General features: G+C 34.9%; 25 protein-coding genes, 7 tRNA genes, 1 rRNA gene and 2 pseudogenes. 29 read left to right on the plus strand and 6 right to left on the minus strand.

Translation table 11 applies throughout. From position 1 onward, the window contains the following. The first annotated feature begins 117 nt into the window (after positions 1–117). From rrf to rocF, 9 genes are all read left to right on the plus strand, one after another. Positions 118–233: ribosomal RNA gene (gene rrf, locus ACFSCX_RS13570) — 5S ribosomal RNA — on the plus strand. Positions 234–287: 54 nt separating this feature from the next. Beyond that, positions 288–362 (plus strand) — tRNA-Asn (locus ACFSCX_RS13575). Position 363: 1 nt separating this feature from the next. Continuing rightward, positions 364–439: transfer RNA gene (locus ACFSCX_RS13580), tRNA-Thr, on the plus strand. Positions 440–451: 12 nt separating this feature from the next. Then, a tRNA-Glu gene (locus ACFSCX_RS13585) sits at positions 452–523 on the plus strand. Between the two features lie 59 nt (positions 524–582). Then, positions 583–658: transfer RNA gene (locus ACFSCX_RS13590), tRNA-Val, on the plus strand. A gap of 97 nt (positions 659–755) precedes the next feature. Further along, positions 756–840: transfer RNA gene (locus tag ACFSCX_RS13595), tRNA-Tyr, on the plus strand. Positions 841–885: 45 nt separating this feature from the next. Then, positions 886–960: transfer RNA gene (locus ACFSCX_RS13600), tRNA-Gln, on the plus strand. Position 961: 1 nt separating this feature from the next. Next, positions 962–1,034: transfer RNA gene (locus ACFSCX_RS13605), tRNA-Lys, on the plus strand. 563 nt (positions 1,035–1,597) lie between these two features. After that, the gene (gene rocF, locus ACFSCX_RS13610) at positions 1,598–2,503 is read left to right on the plus strand and encodes an arginase (protein WP_377928804.1); all 906 of its coding nucleotides are present in this window, start codon (positions 1,598–1,600) and stop codon (positions 2,501–2,503) included. 21 nt (positions 2,504–2,524) lie between these two features. On the opposite strand, the gene ACFSCX_RS13615 is transcribed toward rocF, so the two are convergent. Continuing rightward, on the minus strand, positions 2,525–2,701 hold the full coding sequence (locus ACFSCX_RS13615; protein ID WP_377928805.1) for a Spo0E family sporulation regulatory protein-aspartic acid phosphatase: 177 nt from the start codon (positions 2,699–2,701) through the stop codon (positions 2,525–2,527). A 186-nt stretch (positions 2,702–2,887) separates the two neighbouring features. Between ACFSCX_RS13615 and sigW the strand changes: the two genes are divergently transcribed. The 7 genes and pseudogenes from sigW to ACFSCX_RS13650 form a co-directional block, all read left to right on the plus strand. Then, on the plus strand, positions 2,888–3,451 hold the full coding sequence (gene sigW / locus ACFSCX_RS13620) for an RNA polymerase sigma factor SigW (protein WP_377928806.1): 564 nt from the start codon (positions 2,888–2,890) through the stop codon (positions 3,449–3,451). A 17-nt stretch (positions 3,452–3,468) separates the two neighbouring features. Further along, positions 3,469–4,107 carry a zf-HC2 domain-containing protein gene (locus tag ACFSCX_RS13625; RefSeq protein WP_377928807.1) on the plus strand — a complete coding sequence of 213 codons (639 nt, stop codon included), beginning with the start codon at positions 3,469–3,471 and terminating at the stop codon, positions 4,105–4,107. A gap of 246 nt (positions 4,108–4,353) precedes the next feature. After that, positions 4,354–5,175 carry a diadenylate cyclase CdaA gene (cdaA, locus tag ACFSCX_RS13630; protein WP_377928808.1) on the plus strand — a complete coding sequence of 274 codons (822 nt, stop codon included), beginning with the start codon at positions 4,354–4,356 and terminating at the stop codon, positions 5,173–5,175. Then, positions 5,168–6,391, plus strand: a complete 1,224-nt coding sequence (locus ACFSCX_RS13635; RefSeq protein WP_377928809.1) for a CdaR family protein — start codon at positions 5,168–5,170, stop codon at positions 6,389–6,391. Before cdaA ends, ACFSCX_RS13635 begins: the two co-directional genes overlap by 8 nt. A gap of 37 nt (positions 6,392–6,428) precedes the next feature. Beyond that, entirely contained in the window at positions 6,429–7,775 is a 1,347-nt protein-coding gene (gene glmM, locus ACFSCX_RS13640; protein WP_377928810.1) for a phosphoglucosamine mutase, read from the plus strand. Between the two features lie 587 nt (positions 7,776–8,362). Next, positions 8,363–10,165, plus strand: a complete 1,803-nt coding sequence (gene glmS, locus ACFSCX_RS13645) for a glutamine--fructose-6-phosphate transaminase (isomerizing) (protein WP_377928811.1) — start codon at positions 8,363–8,365, stop codon at positions 10,163–10,165. Positions 10,166–10,296: 131 nt separating this feature from the next. Beyond that, a pseudogene (locus ACFSCX_RS13650) lies at positions 10,297–10,518 on the plus strand (TnsA endonuclease N-terminal domain-containing protein); the annotation flags it as partial. Between the two features lie 69 nt (positions 10,519–10,587). On the opposite strand, the gene ACFSCX_RS13655 reads toward ACFSCX_RS13650, so the two are convergent. Beyond that, the gene (locus tag ACFSCX_RS13655; RefSeq protein WP_377928812.1) at positions 10,588–10,869 is read right to left on the minus strand and encodes a hypothetical protein; all 282 of its coding nucleotides are present in this window, start codon (positions 10,867–10,869) and stop codon (positions 10,588–10,590) included. Positions 10,870–11,603: 734 nt separating this feature from the next. Between ACFSCX_RS13655 and ACFSCX_RS13660 the strand changes: the two genes are divergently transcribed. Together ACFSCX_RS13660 and ACFSCX_RS13665 are read left to right on the plus strand one after the other, a co-directional pair. After that, a complete protein-coding gene (locus ACFSCX_RS13660; protein ID WP_377928813.1) occupies positions 11,604–12,155 on the plus strand; it encodes a GNAT family N-acetyltransferase in 552 nt (183 codons plus the stop codon). Between the two features lie 145 nt (positions 12,156–12,300). After that, positions 12,301–12,480 (plus strand): hypothetical protein, encoded by a 180-nt coding sequence (locus ACFSCX_RS13665; RefSeq protein WP_377928814.1) that lies wholly within the window; start codon positions 12,301–12,303, stop codon positions 12,478–12,480. A 176-nt stretch (positions 12,481–12,656) separates the two neighbouring features. Here ACFSCX_RS13665 and ACFSCX_RS13670 read toward each other — a convergent pair whose 3' ends face one another. Then, positions 12,657–13,082, minus strand: a complete 426-nt coding sequence (locus ACFSCX_RS13670; RefSeq protein ID WP_377928815.1) for a hypothetical protein — start codon at positions 13,080–13,082, stop codon at positions 12,657–12,659. Between the two features lie 276 nt (positions 13,083–13,358). Between ACFSCX_RS13670 and ACFSCX_RS13675 the strand changes: the two genes are divergently transcribed. The 4 genes from ACFSCX_RS13675 (at position 13,359) to ACFSCX_RS13690 (ending at position 16,103) form a co-directional block, all read left to right on the plus strand. Further along, on the plus strand, positions 13,359–13,862 hold the full coding sequence (locus tag ACFSCX_RS13675) for a hypothetical protein (RefSeq protein ID WP_377928816.1): 504 nt from the start codon (positions 13,359–13,361) through the stop codon (positions 13,860–13,862). 130 nt (positions 13,863–13,992) lie between these two features. Further along, positions 13,993–14,511, plus strand: a complete 519-nt coding sequence (locus tag ACFSCX_RS13680) for an NUDIX hydrolase (protein ID WP_377928817.1) — start codon at positions 13,993–13,995, stop codon at positions 14,509–14,511. A 174-nt stretch (positions 14,512–14,685) separates the two neighbouring features. Next, on the plus strand, positions 14,686–15,264 hold the full coding sequence (locus ACFSCX_RS13685) for a hypothetical protein (protein ID WP_377928818.1): 579 nt from the start codon (positions 14,686–14,688) through the stop codon (positions 15,262–15,264). 560 nt (positions 15,265–15,824) lie between these two features. Further along, entirely contained in the window at positions 15,825–16,103 is a 279-nt protein-coding gene (locus ACFSCX_RS13690) for a sunset domain-containing protein (RefSeq protein ID WP_377928819.1), read from the plus strand. A 169-nt stretch (positions 16,104–16,272) separates the two neighbouring features. Here the strand turns inward: ACFSCX_RS13690 and ACFSCX_RS13695 are convergent, their stop codons facing one another. After that, positions 16,273–16,638 carry a DUF3221 domain-containing protein gene (locus ACFSCX_RS13695; RefSeq protein ID WP_377928820.1) on the minus strand — a complete coding sequence of 122 codons (366 nt, stop codon included), beginning with the start codon at positions 16,636–16,638 and terminating at the stop codon, positions 16,273–16,275. Between the two features lie 11 nt (positions 16,639–16,649). After that, entirely contained in the window at positions 16,650–17,774 is a 1,125-nt protein-coding gene (locus ACFSCX_RS13700) for a S1 family peptidase (protein ID WP_377928821.1), read from the minus strand. A gap of 466 nt (positions 17,775–18,240) precedes the next feature. Here ACFSCX_RS13700 and ACFSCX_RS13705 point away from each other — a divergent pair. From ACFSCX_RS13705 to ACFSCX_RS13715, 3 genes and pseudogenes are all read left to right on the plus strand, one after another. Beyond that, a pseudogene (locus ACFSCX_RS13705) lies at positions 18,241–18,820 on the plus strand (transposase); the annotation flags it as partial. Positions 18,821–19,135: 315 nt separating this feature from the next. Beyond that, positions 19,136–19,324 carry an NUDIX hydrolase gene (locus ACFSCX_RS13710; protein WP_377928822.1) on the plus strand — a complete coding sequence of 63 codons (189 nt, stop codon included), beginning with the start codon at positions 19,136–19,138 and terminating at the stop codon, positions 19,322–19,324. Continuing rightward, positions 19,305–19,625, plus strand: a complete 321-nt coding sequence (locus tag ACFSCX_RS13715) for an NUDIX hydrolase (protein WP_377928823.1) — start codon at positions 19,305–19,307, stop codon at positions 19,623–19,625. The genes ACFSCX_RS13710 and ACFSCX_RS13715 overlap by 20 nt, the downstream gene beginning before the upstream one ends. A gap of 193 nt (positions 19,626–19,818) precedes the next feature. Here the strand turns inward: ACFSCX_RS13715 and ACFSCX_RS13720 are convergent, their stop codons facing one another. Continuing rightward, positions 19,819–20,043 carry a hypothetical protein gene (locus ACFSCX_RS13720; RefSeq protein ID WP_377928824.1) on the minus strand — a complete coding sequence of 75 codons (225 nt, stop codon included), beginning with the start codon at positions 20,041–20,043 and terminating at the stop codon, positions 19,819–19,821. Positions 20,044–20,416: 373 nt separating this feature from the next. Here ACFSCX_RS13720 and ACFSCX_RS13725 point away from each other — a divergent pair, with 373 nt between their 5' ends. The 4 genes from ACFSCX_RS13725 to ACFSCX_RS13740 all read left to right on the plus strand — a co-directional run bounded on the left by ACFSCX_RS13725 (position 20,417) and on the right by ACFSCX_RS13740 (position 22,580). Then, complete coding sequence (locus tag ACFSCX_RS13725; RefSeq protein WP_377928825.1) at positions 20,417–20,656, plus strand: hypothetical protein; 240 nt, start codon at positions 20,417–20,419, stop codon at positions 20,654–20,656. 136 nt (positions 20,657–20,792) lie between these two features. Then, complete coding sequence (locus tag ACFSCX_RS13730) at positions 20,793–21,269, plus strand: hypothetical protein (RefSeq protein ID WP_377928826.1); 477 nt, start codon at positions 20,793–20,795, stop codon at positions 21,267–21,269. Positions 21,270–21,492: 223 nt separating this feature from the next. Continuing rightward, positions 21,493–21,900: a hypothetical protein gene (locus tag ACFSCX_RS13735; protein ID WP_377928827.1), complete on the plus strand. Its 408-nt coding sequence runs from the start codon at positions 21,493–21,495 to the stop codon at positions 21,898–21,900. A gap of 212 nt (positions 21,901–22,112) precedes the next feature. Then, positions 22,113–22,580 carry a DUF4871 domain-containing protein gene (locus tag ACFSCX_RS13740; RefSeq protein WP_377928828.1) on the plus strand — a complete coding sequence of 156 codons (468 nt, stop codon included), beginning with the start codon at positions 22,113–22,115 and terminating at the stop codon, positions 22,578–22,580. The last annotated feature ends 58 nt before the right edge of the window (positions 22,581–22,638 follow it).

Below are 22,638 nucleotides of genomic sequence, written 5' to 3' on the forward strand. Positions count from 1 at the left end.
GGAAGCGTGGCGACACGTGGAGCTGACAGATACTAATCGGTCGAGGACTTAACCGAAATAATACTTTCTTGAATACAAATCTGTTATCTAGTTTTGAAGGAACAAAACCTTCACTAGTATGGTGATGATGGCGAAGAGGTCACACCCGTTCCCATTCCGAACACGGAAGTTAAGCTCTTCAGCGCCGATGGTAGTTGGGGCATTGCCCCTGTGAGAGTAGGACATCGCCATGCTAGTCATTATCAATTTAGTAGTAAATAATATCTGCAAAAGCTACCGTTTTTCATTCCACCATAGCTCAGCGGTAGAGCATTCGGCTGTTAACCGAAGGGTCGTAGGTTCGAATCCTACTGGTGGAGCCATGCTTCCATAGCTCAGCAGGTAGAGCACTTCCATGGTAAGGAAGAGGTCACCGGTTCGAGCCCGGTTGGAAGCTCCAGAATATGGTAATGGCCCATTGGTCAAGCGGTTAAGACACCGCCCTTTCACGGCGGTAACACGGGTTCGAATCCCGTATGGGTCATCTTTTAGAGAGATGTAAAGGTCTATTTCTCTCAGACTTTTACCTCTCTCTTTCATTTCGGAGGATTAGCTCAGCTGGGAGAGCACCTGCCTTACAAGCAGGGGGTCGGCGGTTCGATCCCGTCATCCTCCACCAGCGAATTTTATGACTGGAAACTATCCGTCCTTGTTTTTTGAGGAATGTAAATAACATATAACTTAAATAGAAATATCATTTCTCTTACTATTAAAATGGAGGGGTAGCGAAGTGGCTAAACGCGGCGGACTGTAAATCCGCTCCCTCTGGGTTCGGCAGTTCGAATCTGTCCCCCTCCACCATTACATAATTAAAATAATTTAGGGTATCCTAAAAAATACTATTATTGGGCTATAGCCAAGCGGTAAGGCAACGGACTTTGACTCCGTCATGCGTTGGTTCGAATCCAGCTAGCCCAGCCAAGAGCCATTAGCTCAGTCGGTAGAGCATCTGACTTTTAATCAGAGGGTCGAAGGTTCGAGTCCTTCATGGCTCATCAAAAGCAAGGGATAAAATATCCCTTGCTTTTTTATATTTTATAACTTGCAGATTCGTTTTTTGTTAACACTACATTAAAACTTGTAGGTTTTAATGTAGTGTTAATAAAGTATAAGTTTCTGGTGTTTAGTTTATAGATGTTACTGCTACACTCAGCCAAGATGAAATGGCGACGATCTTTGCCATTTCATCCTACTCGAGGGAAAAAGAAAAATCACTTTTCCTTGGTAAAATAACCTATCATGAATAAAAGGGAAACCCCCTTTTTTCATGACAGAACATTTGCTCTGTCTTAGGCTAAACGGGCGCTTGCGCTTTTTTTCTTTAGGAGATCATTAAATCTATACTTTCTCATAGTTTTAATACAGTTTTATCTCCAAGATCGCCTTTGGGGGAACACTCTCTTTCACATTCATGATAGAATAACCGTTTGTCTCTATAGATAGGTGCTTGTTTCACTTATTTTTTACGAATATATATACATAAACATGTCGAGTTGAGTCATTTTTAGTTTTCTAGGTAAAATAGTAATAGGAAAATATTTTGGAGGAGGAAGATAATATGGAGAGGAAAAAGATATCGATAATCGGTGTTCCAATGGATTTAGGACAAGCACGACGTGGTGTAGATATGGGGCCTAGTGCAATTCGATATGCTGGAGTTGTGGAACGACTAGAGAATCTACAGTATGAAATAGATGATCTTGGCGATATCCAAATTGGTAGACCAGAAAAGGTGTCGGATATACCTGTTGATAATTTACGTAATTTGAAAGCTGTTGCAGAGGCGAGTGAGAAACTAGCAAGTACTGTTCATGAAACAATCGAATCAGAACGCTTTCCGCTTGTGTTAGGCGGAGATCATAGTATAGCAATTGGTACGTTAGCTGGAGTAGCAAAACATTATAAAAATCTAGGGGTCATTTGGTATGATGCTCATGGAGATTTAAATACAGCTGATACTTCACCATCTGGAAATATTCATGGTATGCCGCTTGCTGTTTCATTAGGTTTAGGTCATCCAACATTAACTAAAATTGGGGGATTTGATCCAAAGATTAAACCAGAGAATATTGTCATTATTGGCGCACGTTCACTAGATGATGGAGAGAAGGAGCTTATTCGTGAGAAGGGTATTAAAGTATACACAATGCACGAAATAGATCGTATGGGTATGACAGCTGTTATGGAGGAAACGATAAAGTATTTATCAGAACGTACAGATGGCGTTCATTTGTCATTGGATCTAGATGGATTAGACCCACATGATGCACCAGGTGTAGGAACTCCAGTTATTGGTGGCATAAGTTATAGAGAGAGCCATTTAGCCATGGAAATGTTAGAAGAATCTAAACTCATTACATCTGCTGAGTTTGTCGAAGTAAATCCAATATTGGATGATAAAAACAAAACTGCCTCTGTTGCTGTTGCATTGATGGGTTCATTATTTGGAGAAAAGCTTAAATAAGGTAAAAGAACAGTAAACGGGTTAATTTGCGTTTACTGTTCTTTTCTTTTTTGACTCTTCATATTCATTAAGCGCTCTATCTAACATTTTACTTGCTTTTATGACTTCTGGTGACAAGAAGGATGATCGGGAAGCTACATCATGTAACTGCTGTCGAAACTGTTCAATTGATTCTTTTTGCCTTTTTTCATTAACCATGATCTTTCCCCTCCTATTGTATTGAAGTTCCTTTTAAATCTATAACCAATTTTTAACTTTTTAAAACATTTTGCCCATTATTTGTTAAAATGGAAAGAGCGAAAAAATAATTACTATTTTTGTGAAACCTTTTGAGTGTGAGTTCGTATAGAAAAGATAGCCGCGAGAGAGCGGGGGGTAATATTTATGGAAACCATTGTTAAGCACAGGATTAAACAAGTAAAAAATGGAGATCAAGATGCATTTAGTGAAATTATAGAAATTTATAAGGACAAGGTATTTCAGATATGCTTTCGTATGCTTGGGAACGTTCATGAAGCGGAGGATATTGCGCAAGAGGCATTTATTCGAGCGTATATCAATATTGATAGCTATAATATTGATCGTAAGTTTTCCACTTGGCTTTATAGAATTGCAACTAATTTGTCAATCGATCGTATAAGAAAGAAAAAGCCTGATTTTTATTTAGATGCTGAGGTTGCAGGAACCGAAGGGTTAACAATGTACTCACAAGTAGCAGCGGATACAACTTTACCTGAAGAAGAGTTAGAGAGTCTGGAATTACAGGAATCTGTCCAAAAGGAAATCTTGAAATTACCTGACAAATATCGGGCTGTTATTGTTCTGAAGTACATTGAAGAATTATCGTTAAAGGAAATTAGTGATATTCTTGGCTTACCAATTAGCACAATTAAAACAAGAATCCATCGTGGAAGAGAAGCATTGCGGAATCAATTGAGAAATATTTAAGCGAGGTGTATAGAGAAATGAGCTGTAATTCAAAATATATAGAACTTATGCATGATTACCTTGATGAAGATATTTCAACAGAAGCTGAAAAGGAACTTCGGGATCATCTATATATATGTTCAGAGTGTCAACAACACTTCCATGAACTAAAAAAAGCAATTGCTTTAGTACAAAGTACGTCCCATATACAAGCACCGCCTGACTTTACGGCAAAGGTAATGGCTCGATTACCAGAGGAAAAGAAAGTAGTTAGAGTGAAAAGATGGATGAGATTTCATCCCCTTGTTACTGCAGCCGCAGTCTTCATGGTTTTAATGATGGGAAGTGTTTTCTCAATTTGGTCTGAAGATCAGAAATTAGCAGTATCAAAACAAGCGAATATAAGAATTGAAGATAATACAGTTATTGTCCCAGAAGGTAAGGTAATTGAAGGAGATTTAGTTGTTCGAAATGGAGATATCAAAATAGAGGGTGAAGTAAGAGGAAATGTAACGGTCATTAATGGTAACCAATATTTAGCATCAGCTGGAAATGTAACAGGAGAAATAAAAGAGATTGATCAAATGTTTGAATGGATATGGTTCCATATGAAAGAGGCCGTGAAAGATACAATATCATTTATAAGTGGATCACCAGAAGAAAAGCCATCTACTTGATGGTTTTTTCATTTTAAGCTTAAAACTTTTCATGTATATAAAGGAACTCATTGCTAATTACTACGCAAAAATGAGAAGAGCAATGCACCACTGGCATCCAAGGACTTGGCGCTAGACAAGTTATTCTAATGCTTGTGCATTTTTCCTTTGTTTGGGAAAGATATGATATAATAATAAAGTTATATCATATTTTATACTTAATTGTTTTCATTCAGACTATAAAAATTATACGAAGGAAGTGTAAGAATGACGTTTGGAGAATTTCCAATCCTACATTACCTTGGTAACATCATTGATATTCTCCTAGTCTGGTACGTAATATATAAGCTTATTATGGTGATTCGAGGAACAAAGGCCGTTCAAATTCTAACGGGAATTATTGTAATCGTCATTGTTCGAATCTTGAGTAGCTTTCTCGGATTGAATACCCTTCAATGGCTTATGGACCAAGCATTAACATGGGGGTTTCTAGCAATAATTATTATCTTCCAACCAGAATTACGTAGAGCATTAGAGCAGCTTGGAAGAGGTAGGTTATTCGCAAGAACAAGTGGACAAGAGGAAGAAGAACAATCGAATCGAGTAGAAGCCATAGTGAAATCTACTAGCTATATGGCAAAGCGCCGAATTGGGGCTCTTATTTCGATTGAAAGAGAAACAGGTATGGGTGATTACATAGAAACTGGCATACCGTTGCAAGCAAAAGTAACTTCCGAGTTGTTGATTAACATTTTTATACCCAATACCCCTTTACACGATGGTGCTGTCATTATTCAAAAAAACCAGGTATCTGCTGCAGCTTGTTATCTGCCTTTATCAGAAAGTCCATTTATATCCAAAGAGTTAGGAACAAGACACCGGGCAGCATTAGGAATTAGTGAGGTTACTGATAGTATCACAATTGTTGTATCAGAAGAAACAGGAAGCATTTCTTTAACAAGAAATGGAGAGCTTCATAGAGATCTAACCCAAGATTCATTAAAAGAAATGCTATCAAAGGAATTAGTGTCTCAAGCAAAAACTGCTTCCTCATCTCTATGGACTTGGAGGGGGAAGAACAATGGATAAGTTTACGAATAATCGGTGGGTTATGAAGATTATTGCACTTTTATTTGCGTTAATCTTATACACATCAGTGAATATCGAAACGCAAACAAAGCAAACTGAACCAATAAGCTTCCCGGTTGTAACCAATGAGACGGAGACACTCACAGAAGTACCACTCCAAGCTTATTATAATATGGATCAATATGTCATTTCAGGGGTTCCAGAATTTGTAACGGTTACATTAGATGGACCACGTAGCGCAGTTCAGCCGGTAAAGCTTCAACGATCTATCGAAACCTTTATTGATATAGAAGCATTGGACACTGGGGCACATAATGTTAAGGTCCAATACAAAGGTGTAAATGACAATGTAGAGGTACAGATTGATCCTGCCTTTGTGACCGTCCATATTCATGAAAAGGTTGAAGCAGAATTCTCAGTTGAAGTTGATTATATAAATGAACTGAAAGACGGGTACACATTAGACAAACCAATTATTAATCCGAAACATGTAAAGGTAGTTGGTGCGAGAGAACAAGTTGAACGAATTGCTTTAGTTAAGGCAATCGTTGACTTGAAGGATGAGACGGAAACAATCAAGCAAGAAGCACAAGTTGCTGTTTATGATAGTGATGGAAATCGTCTTAACGTCCAAATTGAACCAGCCACTGTCAATGTTACAATCCCTATAATAAGTCCAAACAAGCTCGTTTCTTTTAAGTTAATACCAAAAGGGACTCCTGAGGATGGATATAGTATTGTAGGATTAGAGCCTGCACAAAAGGAAATCACTATATTCGGTCCTAAAGAAGTATTAGATAAAATAGATACACTCGGTGAAATAGAAGTCGATATTAATGAAATTAGTGAAGACACTGTTAAAACAATTAATATTCCAATTCCACCGGGAATAAAGGATCTATCACCTAAAACAATTGATGTACAAATAAAGATTGAGAAAAATGAATTAAGAACTTTAACGAATGTTCCCATAAATGTTATTGGTCTACCGAATTCTTTAAGTGCAACATTTATTAGACCTGATGAAGGCGTAGTGGATATCGAGCTAATTGGTCCACTTTCGATTTTGAAAGACATTGATGAAACTGACTTAGACATATATATAGATGTTACGAATTTAGGTAGTGGAGAACACGAGGTAGAAATTCTCGTAAATGGACCAGACAGTATCAAATGGAATCTTTCTAGCAAGAGTGCCATTGTCGAATTGAATTAACTAAGAAGAAAGTCTAAGAAGGAGCGATTTAATCAATATGAGTAAATACTTTGGTACAGATGGAGTTCGTGGAGTAGCGAATAGCGAACTAACTCCTGAATTAGCTTTTAAAGTAGGTCGTTTTGGAGGTTATGTTTTAACAAAGGATAAACAGCGTCCAAAAGTATTAATCGGCCGTGACACTCGTATTTCTGGTCACATGTTAGAAGGTGCTTTAGTTGCTGGATTACTTTCAATTGGAGCTGAGGTTATGCGCTTAGGAGTGATTTCAACTCCAGGTGTCGCTTTTCTAACAAAAGCATTGGGAGCACAAGCGGGTGTTATGATATCTGCTTCTCATAATCCGGTCCAAGATAATGGAATAAAGTTTTTTGGATCAGACGGATTTAAACTTTCAGACGAACAGGAAAGAGAGATAGAAGAGCTTCTAGAACAAGAAGTGGATTCATTACCAAGACCGACAGGGAAAGACTTGGGACAAGTAAATGATTATTTCGAGGGTGGTCAAAAATATTTACAGTTTTTAAAACAAACGGTGGATGATGATTTCTCAGGTATACACGTTGCCTTAGATTGTGCACATGGTGCTACTTCTTCATTGGCTGTTCATTTATTTGCTGACCTTGATGCGGATCTAACAACAATGGGGAATGCCCCTAATGGATTAAATATTAATGAAGGTGTTGGTTCCACTCATCCAGAGAGTTTAGCTAACGTTGTGCTCGAAAAGGGAGCTGATGTTGGTTTAGCATTTGATGGAGATGGAGATCGTCTAATTGCCATTGATGAAAAAGGTCAAATCGTTGATGGAGACCAAATCATGTTTATTTGTGCAAAGTATATGAAAAATCAGGGGCAATTAAAGCATCAAACCGTTGTTTCAACTGTGATGAGTAACCTTGGCTTTTATAAAGGTCTTGAAGAGAGTGAAATCAAAAGTGTTCAAACAGCTGTCGGGGATCGCTATGTCGTTGAAGAAATGAAGAAAAATGGCTACAACCTTGGTGGTGAGCAATCAGGTCACATTGTATTTCTTGATTACAATACAACAGGTGATGGAATGTTAACAGCCATTCAACTTGTAAATATAATGAAGATGACGAAAAAGCCATTATCACAGCTAGCTAGTGAAATGAGAAAGTTTCCCCAGTTGTTAGTGAATGTAAAAGTAAATGATAAGTATAAAGTGATGGAAAATGAGAAAATTGTTTCTACGATCCAAGCGGTAGAAGCGGAAATGAATGGAAATGGTCGTATTCTTGTTAGACCATCAGGTACTGAACCACTTGTGAGGGTAATGGCTGAAGCACCTACGGAAGAGAAATGTCGTGAAGTTGTTGAAAAAATTGCTAACGTTGTCACAAATGAAATGGGAATTGAATAAATAAGAAATATATAAGATATGCATAGGTGACAAAATTCCCACTTATGCATATTTTATATGGTTTGTAAAAAATGGTTTTTGATTGACGAGAGAACAGATTCTGTGTATGATTATTTTTGTTCTTGATTATTTTGAAATAGAAAGGTGGATCGTAAGGTAAAACTTTATATAAAGCGCCTGAACTAAACGTGTGCGATAGCGTTTAGTTGACGAGGAGGAGGTTTATCGAAATATTCGGCGGATACCTCCCGGCTGAACGTCACAGCCGTAAGTCTTTACGAAACCAGAAAGGTGACTTTCTGAACAAGCGTATAAGACCTGAACGAAACCGTGAAGGCTAAATGGAGCAAGAAGATCGAGGAAGTGAATTCAAAGGAACTTCTGTTAAAAACGAGCACGTCCTGTGCCCAACACAGAAGTCAGTACATCCTGTACAAGTAAGATCGGAGCGTATAAACATACGTGAGGGTCTGCACGAATGAAACTGACGAAGAGGTTTGCTGTTCCATTTAGTCCGAACCCAAACTAACGATGAGAAAGGGGCATGGAGGCCCCGCTTCCATGCCCCTCTAGGGAGGAAGTACACTATGTGCGGAATTGTAGGATATATCGGTGAACAAGATTCAAAAGAGATTTTATTACGAGGCTTAGAAAAGCTTGAGTATCGTGGGTATGACTCAGCTGGAATTGCCGTTTTAAATCATAATGGTGTACATGTATTTAAGGAAAAAGGAAGAATTGCCGTATTACGTGAAATTGTCGATGCATCTGTTAGTGCACCTATTGGAATTGGTCATACTCGCTGGGCTACACATGGTGTTCCAAGTAAAGTGAATGCTCATCCACATCAAAGTAGCACAAAGCGTTTTACGCTTGTTCATAACGGTGTAATTGAAAACTACAACCACTTAAAGCGTGATTATCTGCAAAGTGTCCACTTCGAAAGTGAGACAGACACAGAAGTAATCGTACAATTAATTGAGCAATTTGTTGATAAGGGTCTTGAAGTAGAAAGTGCATTCAGAGAAACATTAAAGCTTTTAAAAGGATCATATGCTCTTGGATTATTAGATAACCAAGATCAAGATACCATTTATGTTGCTAAAAATAAAAGTCCACTTCTTATTGGCCTAGGAAAAGGATTTAATGTTGTGGCAAGTGATGCAATGGCCATGCTTCAAGTAACAGATCAATATGTAGAATTAATGGATAAAGAAACGGTCATCGTAAAAAAAGACAGCGTTACAATTAAAAACCTAGAGGGAACTGTGATTGAGCGTGCTCCTTATACAGCAGAGCTAGATGCTAGCGATATTGAAAAAGGAACGTATCCTCATTACATGCTGAAAGAAATCGATGAACAGCCAGCCGTTGTTCGTAAAATTATAGGAAATTACCGTAATGAAAATGGAGAGTTAACCGTTGATTCAGATATTCGTCAAGCGATGATTGGTGCAGATCGTATATACATTATTGCAGCGGGAACAAGTTATCATGCTGGATTAGTAGGAAAGCAATATATTGAGAAGTTGGCAAATGTTCCGGTAGAGGTTCATATTTCAAGTGAATTCTCATATAACATGCCACTATTATCTGAAAAACCATTATTCATCTTTATCTCTCAAAGTGGCGAAACAGCAGATAGCCGTGCTGTATTAGTTCAAATTAAAGAAATGGGTTACAAGGCATTAACAATTACAAATGTTCAAGGATCTACGCTTTCTCGTGAAGCAGACTATACGTTATTGTTACATGCAGGTCCTGAGATTGCAGTAGCTTCAACAAAGGCCTATACAGCTCAAATCGCTGTATTAGCTATTTTGGCGAGAGACACAGCAAGAGCAAAAGGAATCGACATCGATTTTGACTTAAGCCAAGAGCTAGGCATTGTTGCTAGCGCAATGGAGACGTTAGTCGACGCGAAAGAAGAAATGGAACAAATCGCACGTGATTATTTATCAACAACACGTAACTGCTTCTTTATTGGACGCGGAATTGACTATTATGTAGGAATGGAAGGTGCTCTAAAACTTAAGGAGATCTCTTACATTCAAGCTGAAGGATTTGCAGGTGGAGAATTAAAGCACGGTACAATTGCGTTAATTGAAGATGGAACACCAATTATTGCTTTAGCTACCCAAGAGAACGTCAACCTAGGAATCCGTGGAAATGTTAAAGAGGTTGTAGCTCGTGGAGCAAACCCTTGTATCATTTCAATGAAAGGCTTAAACGAAGAAGATGATCGTTATGTCATTCCAACCGTACACGAACTATTTACACCACTAGTTTCCGTTATTCCTGTTCAGTTAATCTCTTATTATGCAGCACTGCACAGAGAGTGTGACGTTGATAAGCCGCGTAACTTGGCGAAAAGTGTGACAGTGGAGTAATAGTATTGTTGGTTAGAATTAATATTGTTGATTTGAAATAAAGTCGCGATGTTTATAAAAAAGATGCGATGTTTAAAATAAAGTCGCGACGTTTTGCCCCTTTGGATATGATTATCTAAAGGGGTGTTTTTGTGTCGAAAAGAAAAAGAACATCTAAAATTGATAAGTGGATTAAAGAAGGTCGGGGAACGGGCAGTGGGGCAGATTATCAGCCTTGGCTTAAAATTCAAGATGTTTCCTCATTAGGTCGGTCAACAAGATTAAAAGGTATAAAAACCGGCAGACAACATGATTTTTTATCGGATTTGGAACGGAACTGCTTTTATTTAACTGAATTTTCTGATGTTATCGTATTTAAATAAGGATGGGTGAAAAACAGTCAACAATCTATTTGGTTTTATAATAGGAATTAAAAATAATATTCAAGGTCCCAAAACTAAAGTACCTAAAACCCAATAGATGGGCGTGATTAAAAATAAAGCAAAGTGAGAACATAGCAAAAACAATCTCATATTTTTATTATTCGTCTTTGCTACATATGCAAATACAAAACCGATTGGGGGACCTACCATTATTGCCAGGAAGCCAATTCCATTCATTTTAGAATCAATTTTAAAATAAGTGAAGTCTAACACAAAAAGGATGGATATGACTACAAATAATATAAACGAACTGATTAATAAGAGTTTTTTGAAATTATTCACATTACCCCTCCTTAAAAATATTATTTTATTAGTTCTCTTTTTAATCAAGAACTATATGGAGTGTAGTTCTCTCAATATAGAACAGAGTAATGGAAAAGTAAAGTGCTCATATGGATATTTGCCCCCTGAAGAGTATTGAGTAAGACTTTATAATAATTCATTCTTTTTTAGTTTAATATTACTCCATATTGTTGTTACCCTTTATTGTTAGTATTTAGATAGTAAGAGAATAGATGCTAGTTAATTTGGAGCAGTCCCTTATTGAGTTAACGGGTTAAAATAATTGCTATGATAGAATACAAAGTGTTGACCTCTCACTAAACGACTATATTTTACAGGTGAAAATGGGAAAATTCTCACAGTTATTATTCATTCACTCAATGATAGAGAATTTGAAAAACAAGGAGTAGTAAAGATAAACGGATATAAAGGTTTCTATACTGAAAATAAAGTGACAGGTCCATCTGTACATTGGACTGATGACGACTATTATTACATTTAAATATCAAACGATTGGATTAGAAACAAAAGTTAACAAATAAACAATGATTGCGATAGCAGAATTATTTAATAGAGTTTGTGTGGTGGGAGAAGGCTAAGAACCTCTTATTCCATTATAGGGGGCGAATCTTCAACAAGAAGATTCGCGTTTTTAGTTATACAATAAAAAAATACAACCTACTTTCTATATTTACTATATAATAGGAATAATTTAACAAAATAGAGGTTTATTCATGGGGGATTTAAATAACAAATTAAAAGTTCTAGAAACAAAACGGTTAAGGCTACGAAGAATTACTAGTGATGATCTTAACGATATGTTTGAATATGGTTCAAATGAAGATGTATCCGAATTTGTATCATGGAACACTCATCAATCCATTTCTGATACAAAAAACTTTTTAGATTTTGTATTAAAGCAATACGAAGAAGAAAAAAACTTATTTTGGGGTATAGAATATAAGAATGAAAAGAAATTGATAGGAACTATTGATTTCGTATCTTTGAGTACAAAACATAAAATCGGTGAAATTGGTTATGTACTATCAAAAGAATATTGGGGTAAAGGAATAATGACCGAAGCAGCAGGTGAAGTAATAAATTACGGATTTAATGAGCTAGAATTAGTACGAATCCAAGCAAGGTGCTTTACTGAAAATATAGGCTCGGAAAAAGTTATGATTAAGACTGGAATGACTTACGAGGGTACCATAAGAAAGGGTATGTACATTAAAGGTAGGCATCAAGATTTGAAAATGTACTCTATTCTTAAAGATGAGTTTTAACCCTTGTTGAAGTAAAGGGTGCTTTTGCACAACAGCTTCTATTACGAACGGGGGCTTAACAAAAACGGTAATGTTTTTTTTTCAGTTCTGTGAAAAAGAATTGTTAAAATGTAATCAATCAATAATAGAACTGGAGTGATTTATTGTGAAACGACCAATTGGTGTTCAAATAGAGGGTTGTATATATACAAATAATGGTGACGATTTAAAGCATGACGAGTTTTGGGATGAGTTTATAAAGTTTGTTGAAAGTAAAGGGTGGAACTTCGGTGGAGGTAGTTCTCAAATAGATGAGGAAGGCAAAAAAATAGATGATATTAAATAGCTCCCTTCTTCAAGTAAAGGATGGCACTTCTTTAATATGAGGAATGATTGATCGTTTGCTGGTTAATTATTATCAGAAATAGAAGTTGGTGAATCTGGTCCTTAGATTACACCTCATGTAATGTCCCAGAATACAAAAAGAGTAAATTTGCTCTCTTCACTTTTTTTGATAAATAATTATTTAAATTCTAATGAGAAAATGGGTATTCCATCTATGTCAATCAAATTTATTCGATAGGACTCCATATCCTTTTCTTTCACCAACAATTCAATATCTTCCATTATCTCTTCAACTAACATCGAATTTTCTTTAAAGTGTTCATACCCTACAGTTGAATTTACAACAATTTGTCTATTTCTAATATCACTTTCAACATCACCAACAACATCATATTTTGCTAAGACTTCCATTAATCCCAATGTAATATCAACTAATTCATCATGAATATATTTTATATCAGCATGCGAAACTTCACTATATACATTTACTTCCTGAGAAGAAATACTAGTTTCAGTAATATCCTCTGCCTGGTATAACATAAAAAAGACACCAATTCCCATAACTAAAATTACTAATCCTTCTATGATTACCTTTGTATTCATTCTAAACACCCCCATTAAATGTGTATGTACAAGTATATCTTGATCATTCGTAAAATTTTGGAAATTAATTTATAGAGTTGTTTCTTATTGAACAAACGGGGGCGAGAATTCAATAACAGTGGTGCTGATCCATGAATGATTAGCACCACTGTTTGTTGAAGGAGCAATTTCTGTAAAAGCAGAGGTGCTTTTTTATTATGGGATAATAAAAGCTGAAGAATTACCATTTCTATACTGGGAAATGTTAATAGTAATGAAAATTAAGAGGTGCATAGAATGAATAAATCACCAAAACTCTTTACTCACTTTTCAATATTAATTCTCTGTATGTTAGCCTTTCCATTAAATACGATAGTAAGAGCAAATGAAGGTACATCTGATAATAAAGATCTATGTGAAAAGTATATTGAAGAAGAATGGGAAGCAGTTAATGAGAAGGTCTTAAAAGATATAGTAAAGAGCTTTGAATTAGATTTAACAGGATATAAAGAAATTGAAAGAAGTGACCTAAATATGAATATAGGTGATAATATTAAAGATCACTACGACAAAATCACTCTAGAACACTTGTTTGTTGGTGTTTCAAATGGGGATATGAGATTATTTTTGAAAAATGGTTTGAGTGGAAATGAAGGTTATTTTCTGTACAAAAGACCTGATGGAATTAATGTATTAAAGAACTTATCAAAAATTGGTGATGTATGGGTTGTAATGAATGTAAGTGAAAAGAAAGGAAACGAATACAATTATAACCTACATTTTGAATATATCTGTGATTAAGCAGATGTTCAACTAAAGGGTGCGAGAATGCAATAGAAGTGGTACTGATCCATGAAGGATTAGTACCACTTTTTGTTGAAGTATAGGAGCAGGATTGTTTAAGAAGGAACTTTTAAAAAGGAGTTAAGCAATGGAAAAGTGGGATTTATATGATAAGCATCGTAATAAAATAGAAAAACAAATAACCCGTGGAGATAAAATGACATCAGACGAGTTTCATTTAGTAGTACACGTATGTATATTTAATTCAAAAGGAGAAATGCTCATACAACAACGTCAGCCTTTTAAGCAAGGATGGTCGAACCTTTGGGATATAACTTGTGGTGGTAGTGCGGTTGCAGGCGATACAAGTCAGCAGGCGGCTTCAAGAGAGTTATTCGAGGAGTTGGGGATTCAGTATAACTTTGAAAAGATACGTCCACAACTTACTATCAACTTTGAACGTGGCTTTGATGATTACTATTTAATTAAATATGACTTCGATTTGAATGATTTGACATTGCAGACTGAAGAGGTACAAGCAGTCAAATGGGCTTCTAAAGAGGAAATCTTAAAGCTAATTGAACTTAAAAAATTCATACCCTATTATGAGAGTATAATTGCGTTTCTTTTTGAGGCTAGACATCATTATGGATCTATTCGTCTTTAAGTGAAACGTACAATGATAACGTATTTAAGGTATTAGTTTTTAAGGCAAATAGATTGTGAGGTATTTTCTTAAAGTAATGGGGGCAAGGGGATCAGCAGCAGGTTTTTTAGCAGGAGAAGGTATTATCTATGTGGAAGTATATGGGGGTTATGTTAATAGAAAGGGGATAGTTATATGCAAAGACTTTTAACCCTTTTGGTCATCTCTTTTCAAATTTTATTGATTACTGGTTGTAATTTACCAGAAGACATTCCGAAGACAATTGAAGAAGCCATAGGTGAGTTACCTGTTTCTTATGATGAGATTCTCCATAAGGTAGTATATAAGGATGTAACCATTGTATTCATAAATTTTATTCCTGACTCCAATGTTGTGGGATTAAATAGTGAAATGAAATTGTCTGTTGTGTTTTTAAAAGGTAATAACAATACAGGTTGGGAAGTTATCCATCAAGAACACGCACTAGATGGAGGACAACAAACAATAGGAGATAGTAGACTACCTTTCGATGAGGGACCTCCAAAAGATGGTGCTATTACAGAGTATATTGTATTTGGAACAATTCATAACCCTGAAATCTCCGACATTAAAATAAGGACTCGACTTGGTTCATTTGAAGATGGTTCTTTCTCGGACGCAATCATAATTAGAACGGATTGGAAACCAATTTATTTTCTTGTTAGAAGTCCATCAACGAGAACTGAAGTTATAGGGTTTGACAGTTCTGGAAAAGAGATAGCACACCTTGGATAGGACTTATTATGATATGAAAACCAGGGTATTGTTATACTACCATGAAAATAAACGTCTCCAAGTATAAAAAATTCACAACACCAAAGAAGCCCCATCTCCATTCGTTTTACAAACGGAGTGAGCTATAATTAATAGCAATTGGATTGACTAGTTGACTGGATTAAAACCAGTATAGACAGATCTATATATTTTCATTCTCTGTGGTGAAGTTCTGGTATTTTGCACTTCATGGATGGCTAATGGGGGCAATACTTTAATAAGCGATTTTTGGTCAGCTGCGGCTGATCATTTTTTATAGGATTGTTTGGTGTAGGAAGTATGTGTTGTTTATTGAGTATTAGACTACATACTGCCCAACAAGCAATTTCAAACTAGTGTGGATTAATCTTTTACTCAACTAAGGGATGTATTATGGAATAGGAAAATCGATCAGCTGCAGCTCGTCTTTTCTTTTATGCAATTAAGATGATAATTGCTTTAATAAGTTTTGGTGATACTATAGATAAAAAAGATTACATAGAAGGTATATAAAGTTTATTATAGTCACTTGGTAAAGAGAATTGAATTTAAATTTAATCATGCAGAAAGAGGCACAACAAAAAGCAATTGGTATTTGGGAAATTGAAAATTATGTACAAGAAGACGGTTTTCACCCTGAATTAATGAATCCTAGTTCAAAAGAGAACGAATCTAAAGACTGTTTAATAAAAGGAAATATTGGCTCCGAGAAAATTTATCATACCTCAGACTCACCTTGGTATGAACAAACAAAACCAGAAGTTATGTTATGTTCTGAAGATGAAGCTGTTAATGCTGGATTTCGTCCTCCAAAGCGATAATAGTATCCAAACTATATGACTATTTAGGATATCAAGTATAGTTTTCAATGGGCCGGTACGTTCAAAAATATTCAAATCCAACCAGACACTGTTTAAAAGTAAGACAACCTGAAATCTATTTGTAATAGAAATCAGGTTGTCTTAATTAATAGTGTTAAATTTAGAAATATTATTTAATTATTTCTATTTTTTGTGCGGTTACTAGAGGTGGGAGTGAATCACCTTGAATATTACTATTTAACCAAATTATCACTTTTTGGCCAACTTCCATTTTGTTTAAATCCGAGGAATTAATACTAACCAAATAAATTGAATTTTTATTTACTTCTTCTGGTGTAAGATTTTCTACTGACTTATTTATCATCTGTTTAGCAATTAATATTTTTGAATTAGGTTCTGAATATATCTGTTGAATATAACCTTCAATTTTTCGAGTATCTTCTTTAAGATTAGTGATATACCAAATAAAAACTATAGTACACAATATAAATGGTATTAGGATTAACGAAGAGATTAAAATCTTATTAAGTTTCATATAATTTCTCCCTATTGTGCTATTGTATAAACAAAGTCACTAGTGTAAAGTGTAAAAGGATTTCCTGGTGAACTCCAATGTGCTAGAACATCTTCAATTCTAGTAAAATACCCATAATAACCATTAATAGGTGAATCTTCAATGGTGCCAGCTGAATGAACTCCGTAAACTGTATTATCATCGGGATCATAAACAATTGCCCCACTGTCTCCAGGAGACGAATAATCAATATTGACATTTTCAGTTTGTACCTCAGAACCTCTTACTGTTTTTCCTTCGATTATCCAGGTTGTGTCATGTCTATAAATATAGCCGCAAGTTACATTTGTTTTAATCCCAGATTTACAAACTCTCTCATTTTGCCAAGCATATCCCGACCCAGTAATTCTTTGGTCATAGTCATATTTTCCATCTGCATATTCAAAAAAATAATTAGAAACTCTTCTTTCTATTGTACTATCATTTGTCACTTGAATAATTCCAACATCTAATCCTGCCCAAATAGCCTTATTATAATCTATTCCTACTGCTGCATTATCTTGATATACAAATCCATTATCTGCATCTACACAATGACCTGCAGTTATTAGGAAATATCTAGTATCTTTTTGGGCCATAGCTGTTGTGGAACATCTAGGCCCATTCGGAACTCCTCTGACTGTTATACCGCCACCTAATTTTGTCCAGTTCCGATCTCTGGTAACAGGTGTTGAGGAAGCTTGAGCTTCAATGTTTTGAGCTTCAATATTTTTATTGCTTATGTTTATTATTAATAAATCACCAAAGATAGACACCAAAGCCTTTTTTTGGTTCTCATCTATGTGATTCAGTTCAAGTTCAATTTTTTCTTTTTCAGTATCAACAGAGATAATTATTGTTTGAGTTTTAGAATCTATGTTAAGTTCAGTTAATTTATCTAACAATTTAATTTGCTGATCCCTTAAATCCTTAATACTATATTTTATTTTTTTATATTTTATTTTTTCAGTTAATCCCTTTAAAGCTAATTTATTCTTAAAATCTAAGATTTTACTGTTCTCTTTTGTAAAACCTATTATGATATCTCCATTTTTTTTATCAGTGTAAACTAAACCAATTTCATTAAATTCTTGAAAAGAACTAAAGGTTTCTAACATAATATTTTCAATTTTTCGTTTTGCTTTTGGCTCTTTTTGTTTGTTTACTTTGTCTACAGACTCGCTTTTATTATAATCTTCTATTTCATTACTTTGACTAAAAGCATGTCCAATTATACTAAAAGAAAGTAAGGTGATTAGTAAAAATGATGCCCATTTCCAATGTATTATAACAAGTGGTTGGATATTTTTAATAACAATTTATCATTTACATTAAATTACCAAATGCCTCTTGTTGATCAAATTTGGTTATAAATGATAATTAAAAAAGGACATACCAATCTATAAAATCATCTATAGAATATTCAATAATTGCTCGGTGATTTTTATCATTCAGGTAAATGAATTTCATAAATTACAGCCTTAGAGCCCCAAGGCTTTTGAGACGCAAAAAAAGGAGTACCTCCCCAAATAGTCGAATTAGTAAGTTACCACACAAAACTAAAAAGACTGGAGATGACTCCCTATGACTATTATACAACAAGGAAGCCTATTTGACCTACAAGATTTATATGACTTAGAACCTACCCAACGATTTGAAGCTATTTTTTCACCCATTGATATTGATCAAATCTTCGCTGTGGTAACGAAGAAATCACGTTTAGGCCGGCCTGTTAAGCTTAATTATGCAGCCATGATTTATTCTTTAATTGCTAGAATAACTGAACGTATAATGTTTATTAAGGATTTAGTACATCTCTTAAAACATGATATGATCTTTCGTCTGGACTGTAGCTTCTTAGTATCTGATACTGTTCCGTCTGAGTCTACTTATTCAAGAATGATTACAATTATAAGTGAATCAAATGTTCTTGAAGGTGTTCAAGAGACACTTCTACTTCAAGCGATCTCAGAGGAATTTATCGACGATGATACAGTCGCCATTGATGCTTGCCATTTTGAGGCACGTGATCAGGCACCACCTAAGGAGGAGAAACCTGAGGTAGAGCCTAAAAAGACGCAAATCAAAAGCTGAGCGAGAACAATGGGTACAGGAACAAGCTGAGCGTGAGGCTAATCTTCCTTTATTTAATGGCTCTGTTAAAGTTTAATGTTGATATTATATAGAAAAAGATAACCTCCATAAAATTGGAAGTTATCTTTTAAAATATTGTCTTGTTAAACTAAACTAAACTAACATACCAAAGTCATTTGCTGCGTAGTACAAATATACTGAGCATTTGAACGGATTGTTTGAGCTATTTGTGAAACAATGTACGTAAAGTAAAGGGGAGCTTTTCTGCAATAACTGCAGGGTCTGGTTCTGTTGAAAAAATAGTGCAGATTTCTTTATTAAGGCTAATAGATGAAATAGGATTATTTTTAGTAATACTTTTAAAAAATTCTCATAATGATGGGAAGTGAGTATTCTGTCAAACCATATTAGAGTTCGAGCAGGAGCAATAATTATAAAAGGTGATTTGATTCTATTAACAGAATATAATGACCCAGTTAGAGGGATTGTTTATGATTTACCTGCTGGTGGGGTGGAACCAAAAATCAATTATAGAAGCAGTAAAGAGGGAAGCTATGGAAGAGGCATCTATTAACGTAGAAGTAGGTCCATTAGCTTTTGCTTATGAATATGTGCCACACCTTAATAACAATAAATATGGTAAAACTCATACATTAGTAATGATGTTTGATTGCGATATCAAAAAAGGTTCCTTTCCTAAACTACCTGAAAATCCTGACCCTAATCAGACAGGTGTTAAATGGATACCAATAGCAGAATTAGAGAAAATAGAACTTTATGCAAATATACAAAACCAAATTAAGAACTATACTTTGGAAAAACGAAATATCGATTTAATTGAAGAACACAAAATTCAATACTCCGCGAATTTATAAGTAATACATTAATACATATCTAGAATTACTAATTTTAACTATATTAATTGTGGAATTACTTATTAAACTACCATGAAAATTAAAATTCTTTGATTATGAAAAAATTGCAATACTAAAGAAGACGCAGCTCATTCTTTTTTTAAAAAATTGGAGCGTCTGATTGTAGGTTATTAGATAACCAACTTGGACTGGATCAAGATACTTTTGTTTCTGAAAGTGAAACGGTATAGCCTAAGCTTTCTAGTCTTCTAAGAGAATGTCTTACGATGTATTGTTCTCTTTGTTTATCAAAGTAATCTTCGCCTAAATCTACATACATTTCTTTCCGTGTTAATAGACCTTTTGGTGTAAGAATACATGCAGTGATAGAATCTTTATGAACATCCATACCGCAAGCTCGTTCAATAATGACTTCCATGTTCATCTACCTTTTCTACGACTAAAAATGGAGGCTGGTGCACAACCAGAATAGGATTAATCTACCATGAGTGCTTCCGCAAGGGAGCAACAGTCAGTGGTGCACCGTGGTCGAAGGAGTCTGACTATCGGACGGGCTCTAATGGCACCATAGTTCATCGACCTTCCTCTCCCAGCCGTAGAATCAGTATTGACGGTTCTGGTACAACATTTTCATTGTCTGTGGTGAAGCGATGATTTTTTTGCTTCATGGATGACTATAGGGGGCATTTCTACAAGAAGGAGAAGTGCTTTTTTTATTGAACTTATTAAGTAATGAGTAGGATATTTAAATAAAAGTAATACGAATTAACCCATTTAATGGAGGGCATTCAATGGATATTAAGACATTTACTGATGTATTAAAATACCCCTTTGTTATTATTTTTGACAATGCAAATGGTAACAAATTGCACAAGACAAGTTGTTCCTTTGTCACAGAAGAAAACTTTAACCTTAAAATGATTACTAATCAGGGAAAGAACGGATATTACAGCCCCAAAGAGTATTATGAGGATATTCGAGATGCTACCGTAGTTCCTTGTAAGAAGTGTAAGCCAACTCAGGAAAAATAGATTAACTTCTTACTGCACTAACGAAGCAGGTTAATTGAATTGGGTAATAAGAAAGAAACCTTATCTCTCACTCATAATTTTTCTATTTATAGGGGAAGTTACTCCAAATAGAGAAATTGGGAGGTTGTTACTTGATATGAAATATTCGAAGCTAATTTTAGTTTTGATGATGTTTTTTTCTTGGTTTTCGCTTGTTTTTTTAGGTAAGAAATCGATTAAACGTTTTTTTCCTGCCTCTCTATTTATGGCTATTATAGTGAGAATAGTAAATATTATAGCGAAAAAAAGGAAATGGTGGTGGTGGTATGAAAAAATCCATCCTTCCGTTTCGGGCTCATTTCCTTTTGTCTGGGGTTCATTCTTTGTAAGCTCTTTTTGGATTTTGAAATATACTTACGGCAATTTTATAAGATATATAGGGTTGAATTTATTTGCTCATTCAGCCTTTACATATATTTTAGAGCCTTATCTTCAAAAGTTTGGAATTGCATCTTTGGTGCGTATGAAAAAGTACCAGTTAATGTATGTTTTTATGGTGTTGTCATTTCTTTTATACGGATTTCAAATTGTTCAAGAAAAAGGATTTGTAAAGAAAAAGGTATCGTTAAACTAACAGGTAGCTTTTGCACAACAGCTTATTAGTACGAACGGGTGCAAATTTGAATAACAGAATGGAATCATCTGCGGCTGATCCTTCTTTTAAAAGCGTTGTTTAGTTGCATAAAGAGCGCCTAAATTTTCGGATAAATATACCATTAATACCTCGGATTTAATCCTTTATAATATTAATTACATTGAAAGAAAAATACAGAGTGTGGAATAAGGGAGTATATATGGTGTTTTATACAACAAGATTGTTTGGACTCGAACTCATTGTTTTGGGTATGATTATTATGCTCTTTATAATTAGAGATTATATCAACAATAATTGGACGTTATTATTAATTGGTTTGCTCTTGTCCTTGATTTGTTTTGTTCTAGGATTTGTTGTTTTGTCTAGAAAATTTCAAAGAGTAATTTTAAAAGAAGAAAGCTTTATTGTTAAAACTATTTTTCATATGCCCCTTCAATGGGATTACAAGGAGATAAAATCTATCTTAGGAACAAAGAGGAGAGTTTCTCCCATTTATTCAATTGTTAACAAAGATGAAGCTGTAATTCGATTACTATTCATCAGAAATAGAGAAATGATTTTAGAACTTATAAGTAGGAGTCCAAAAGCAATTGTTGATGAAAGATTATGAAAGGTTATAGATTAAAAGTGGACGTATTTAAGTAAAGGGTAGCATTTCTGTAATAGCGATGGGCACTGATCCAGCAGGATTAGTGCCTAATTTTGTTGATGTAAAGGAGCAGGATAGTGGAACAAAAGGGTGAAACATATTGATACACTTTTTTTCTATAGTGCAACACAAGCTGAATTTGTACGTCTATTATATAGAGGGAGGGGATTTTATTGGCAGGTGCTTTACGTATTGTTTTAATAGTAATGCTACTGGGAATTTTCGTAGTAGGATGTCAGAAAGAAACAACTATCAATTATGAGGCTACTCCAACATTTATTTCTGAAGGTGAGGAATTTGTAGGTCTTGAAGGCAAAGTAGGTTTCATGAACAACAACTTTAAAGAAAATGAACCTGAAAAGACTTTATGGCATTTTTGGGGAGAATCAGATGAAATCAAAGGGATAGTACGAGTTGAGGGAACTCATCTAGAAACGGGAGAAAAATCACCTTTACTATTGAATTCATATAGTCTCAAGGATGCAACTTGGGAATTTAATCATGGATATTTTACTCAACCCAATTTTGGAGCAACTAAAACGATGCCATCATATGTTGGGTTTGAAAAATCAGGTCTTTGGGAAGTTTCAGTGTATGTCGATGGGAACCATCTAGGAGAATTCATACTAGATGTAGAATAGATCTTTTTATTTGAATAAGATATTTAAATAGTTTGTGAAGCAGTGTACTTAAATTAAC

The sequence above is a fragment of the Bacillus salitolerans genome, from assembly GCF_042680805.1.
Lineage (GTDB): Bacteria > Bacillota > Bacilli > Bacillales > SA4 > Bacillus_CJ > Bacillus_CJ salitolerans.

Bases quoted from the DNA above. Each gene is read 5' to 3' on its own strand.
- rocF (WP_377928804.1), top strand. From the start codon at position 1,598: ATGGAGAGGAAAAAGATATCGATAATCGGTGTTCCAATGGATTTAGGA.
- ACFSCX_RS13615 (WP_377928805.1), bottom strand. From the start codon at position 2,701: ATGGTTAATGAAAAAAGGCAAAAAGAATCAATTGAACAGTTTCGACAG.
- sigW (WP_377928806.1), top strand. From the start codon at position 2,888: ATGGAAACCATTGTTAAGCACAGGATTAAACAAGTAAAAAATGGAGAT.
- ACFSCX_RS13625 (WP_377928807.1), top strand. From the start codon at position 3,469: ATGAGCTGTAATTCAAAATATATAGAACTTATGCATGATTACCTTGAT.
- cdaA (WP_377928808.1), top strand. From the start codon at position 4,354: ATGACGTTTGGAGAATTTCCAATCCTACATTACCTTGGTAACATCATT.
- ACFSCX_RS13635 (WP_377928809.1), top strand. From the start codon at position 5,168: ATGGATAAGTTTACGAATAATCGGTGGGTTATGAAGATTATTGCACTT.
- glmM (WP_377928810.1), top strand. From the start codon at position 6,429: ATGAGTAAATACTTTGGTACAGATGGAGTTCGTGGAGTAGCGAATAGC.
- glmS (WP_377928811.1), top strand. From the start codon at position 8,363: ATGTGCGGAATTGTAGGATATATCGGTGAACAAGATTCAAAAGAGATT.
- ACFSCX_RS13660 (WP_377928813.1), top strand. From the start codon at position 11,604: ATGGGGGATTTAAATAACAAATTAAAAGTTCTAGAAACAAAACGGTTA.
- ACFSCX_RS13670 (WP_377928815.1), bottom strand. From the start codon at position 13,082: ATGAATACAAAGGTAATCATAGAAGGATTAGTAATTTTAGTTATGGGA.
- ACFSCX_RS13675 (WP_377928816.1), top strand. From the start codon at position 13,359: ATGAATAAATCACCAAAACTCTTTACTCACTTTTCAATATTAATTCTC.
- ACFSCX_RS13680 (WP_377928817.1), top strand. From the start codon at position 13,993: ATGGAAAAGTGGGATTTATATGATAAGCATCGTAATAAAATAGAAAAA.
- ACFSCX_RS13685 (WP_377928818.1), top strand. From the start codon at position 14,686: ATGCAAAGACTTTTAACCCTTTTGGTCATCTCTTTTCAAATTTTATTG.
- ACFSCX_RS13695 (WP_377928820.1), bottom strand. From the start codon at position 16,638: ATGAAACTTAATAAGATTTTAATCTCTTCGTTAATCCTAATACCATTT.
- ACFSCX_RS13700 (WP_377928821.1), bottom strand. From the start codon at position 17,774: ATGTTAGAAACCTTTAGTTCTTTTCAAGAATTTAATGAAATTGGTTTA.
- ACFSCX_RS13715 (WP_377928823.1), top strand. From the start codon at position 19,305: ATGGAAGAGGCATCTATTAACGTAGAAGTAGGTCCATTAGCTTTTGCT.
- ACFSCX_RS13720 (WP_377928824.1), bottom strand. From the start codon at position 20,043: ATGGAAGTCATTATTGAACGAGCTTGCGGTATGGATGTTCATAAAGAT.
- ACFSCX_RS13725 (WP_377928825.1), top strand. From the start codon at position 20,417: ATGGATATTAAGACATTTACTGATGTATTAAAATACCCCTTTGTTATT.
- ACFSCX_RS13730 (WP_377928826.1), top strand. From the start codon at position 20,793: ATGAAATATTCGAAGCTAATTTTAGTTTTGATGATGTTTTTTTCTTGG.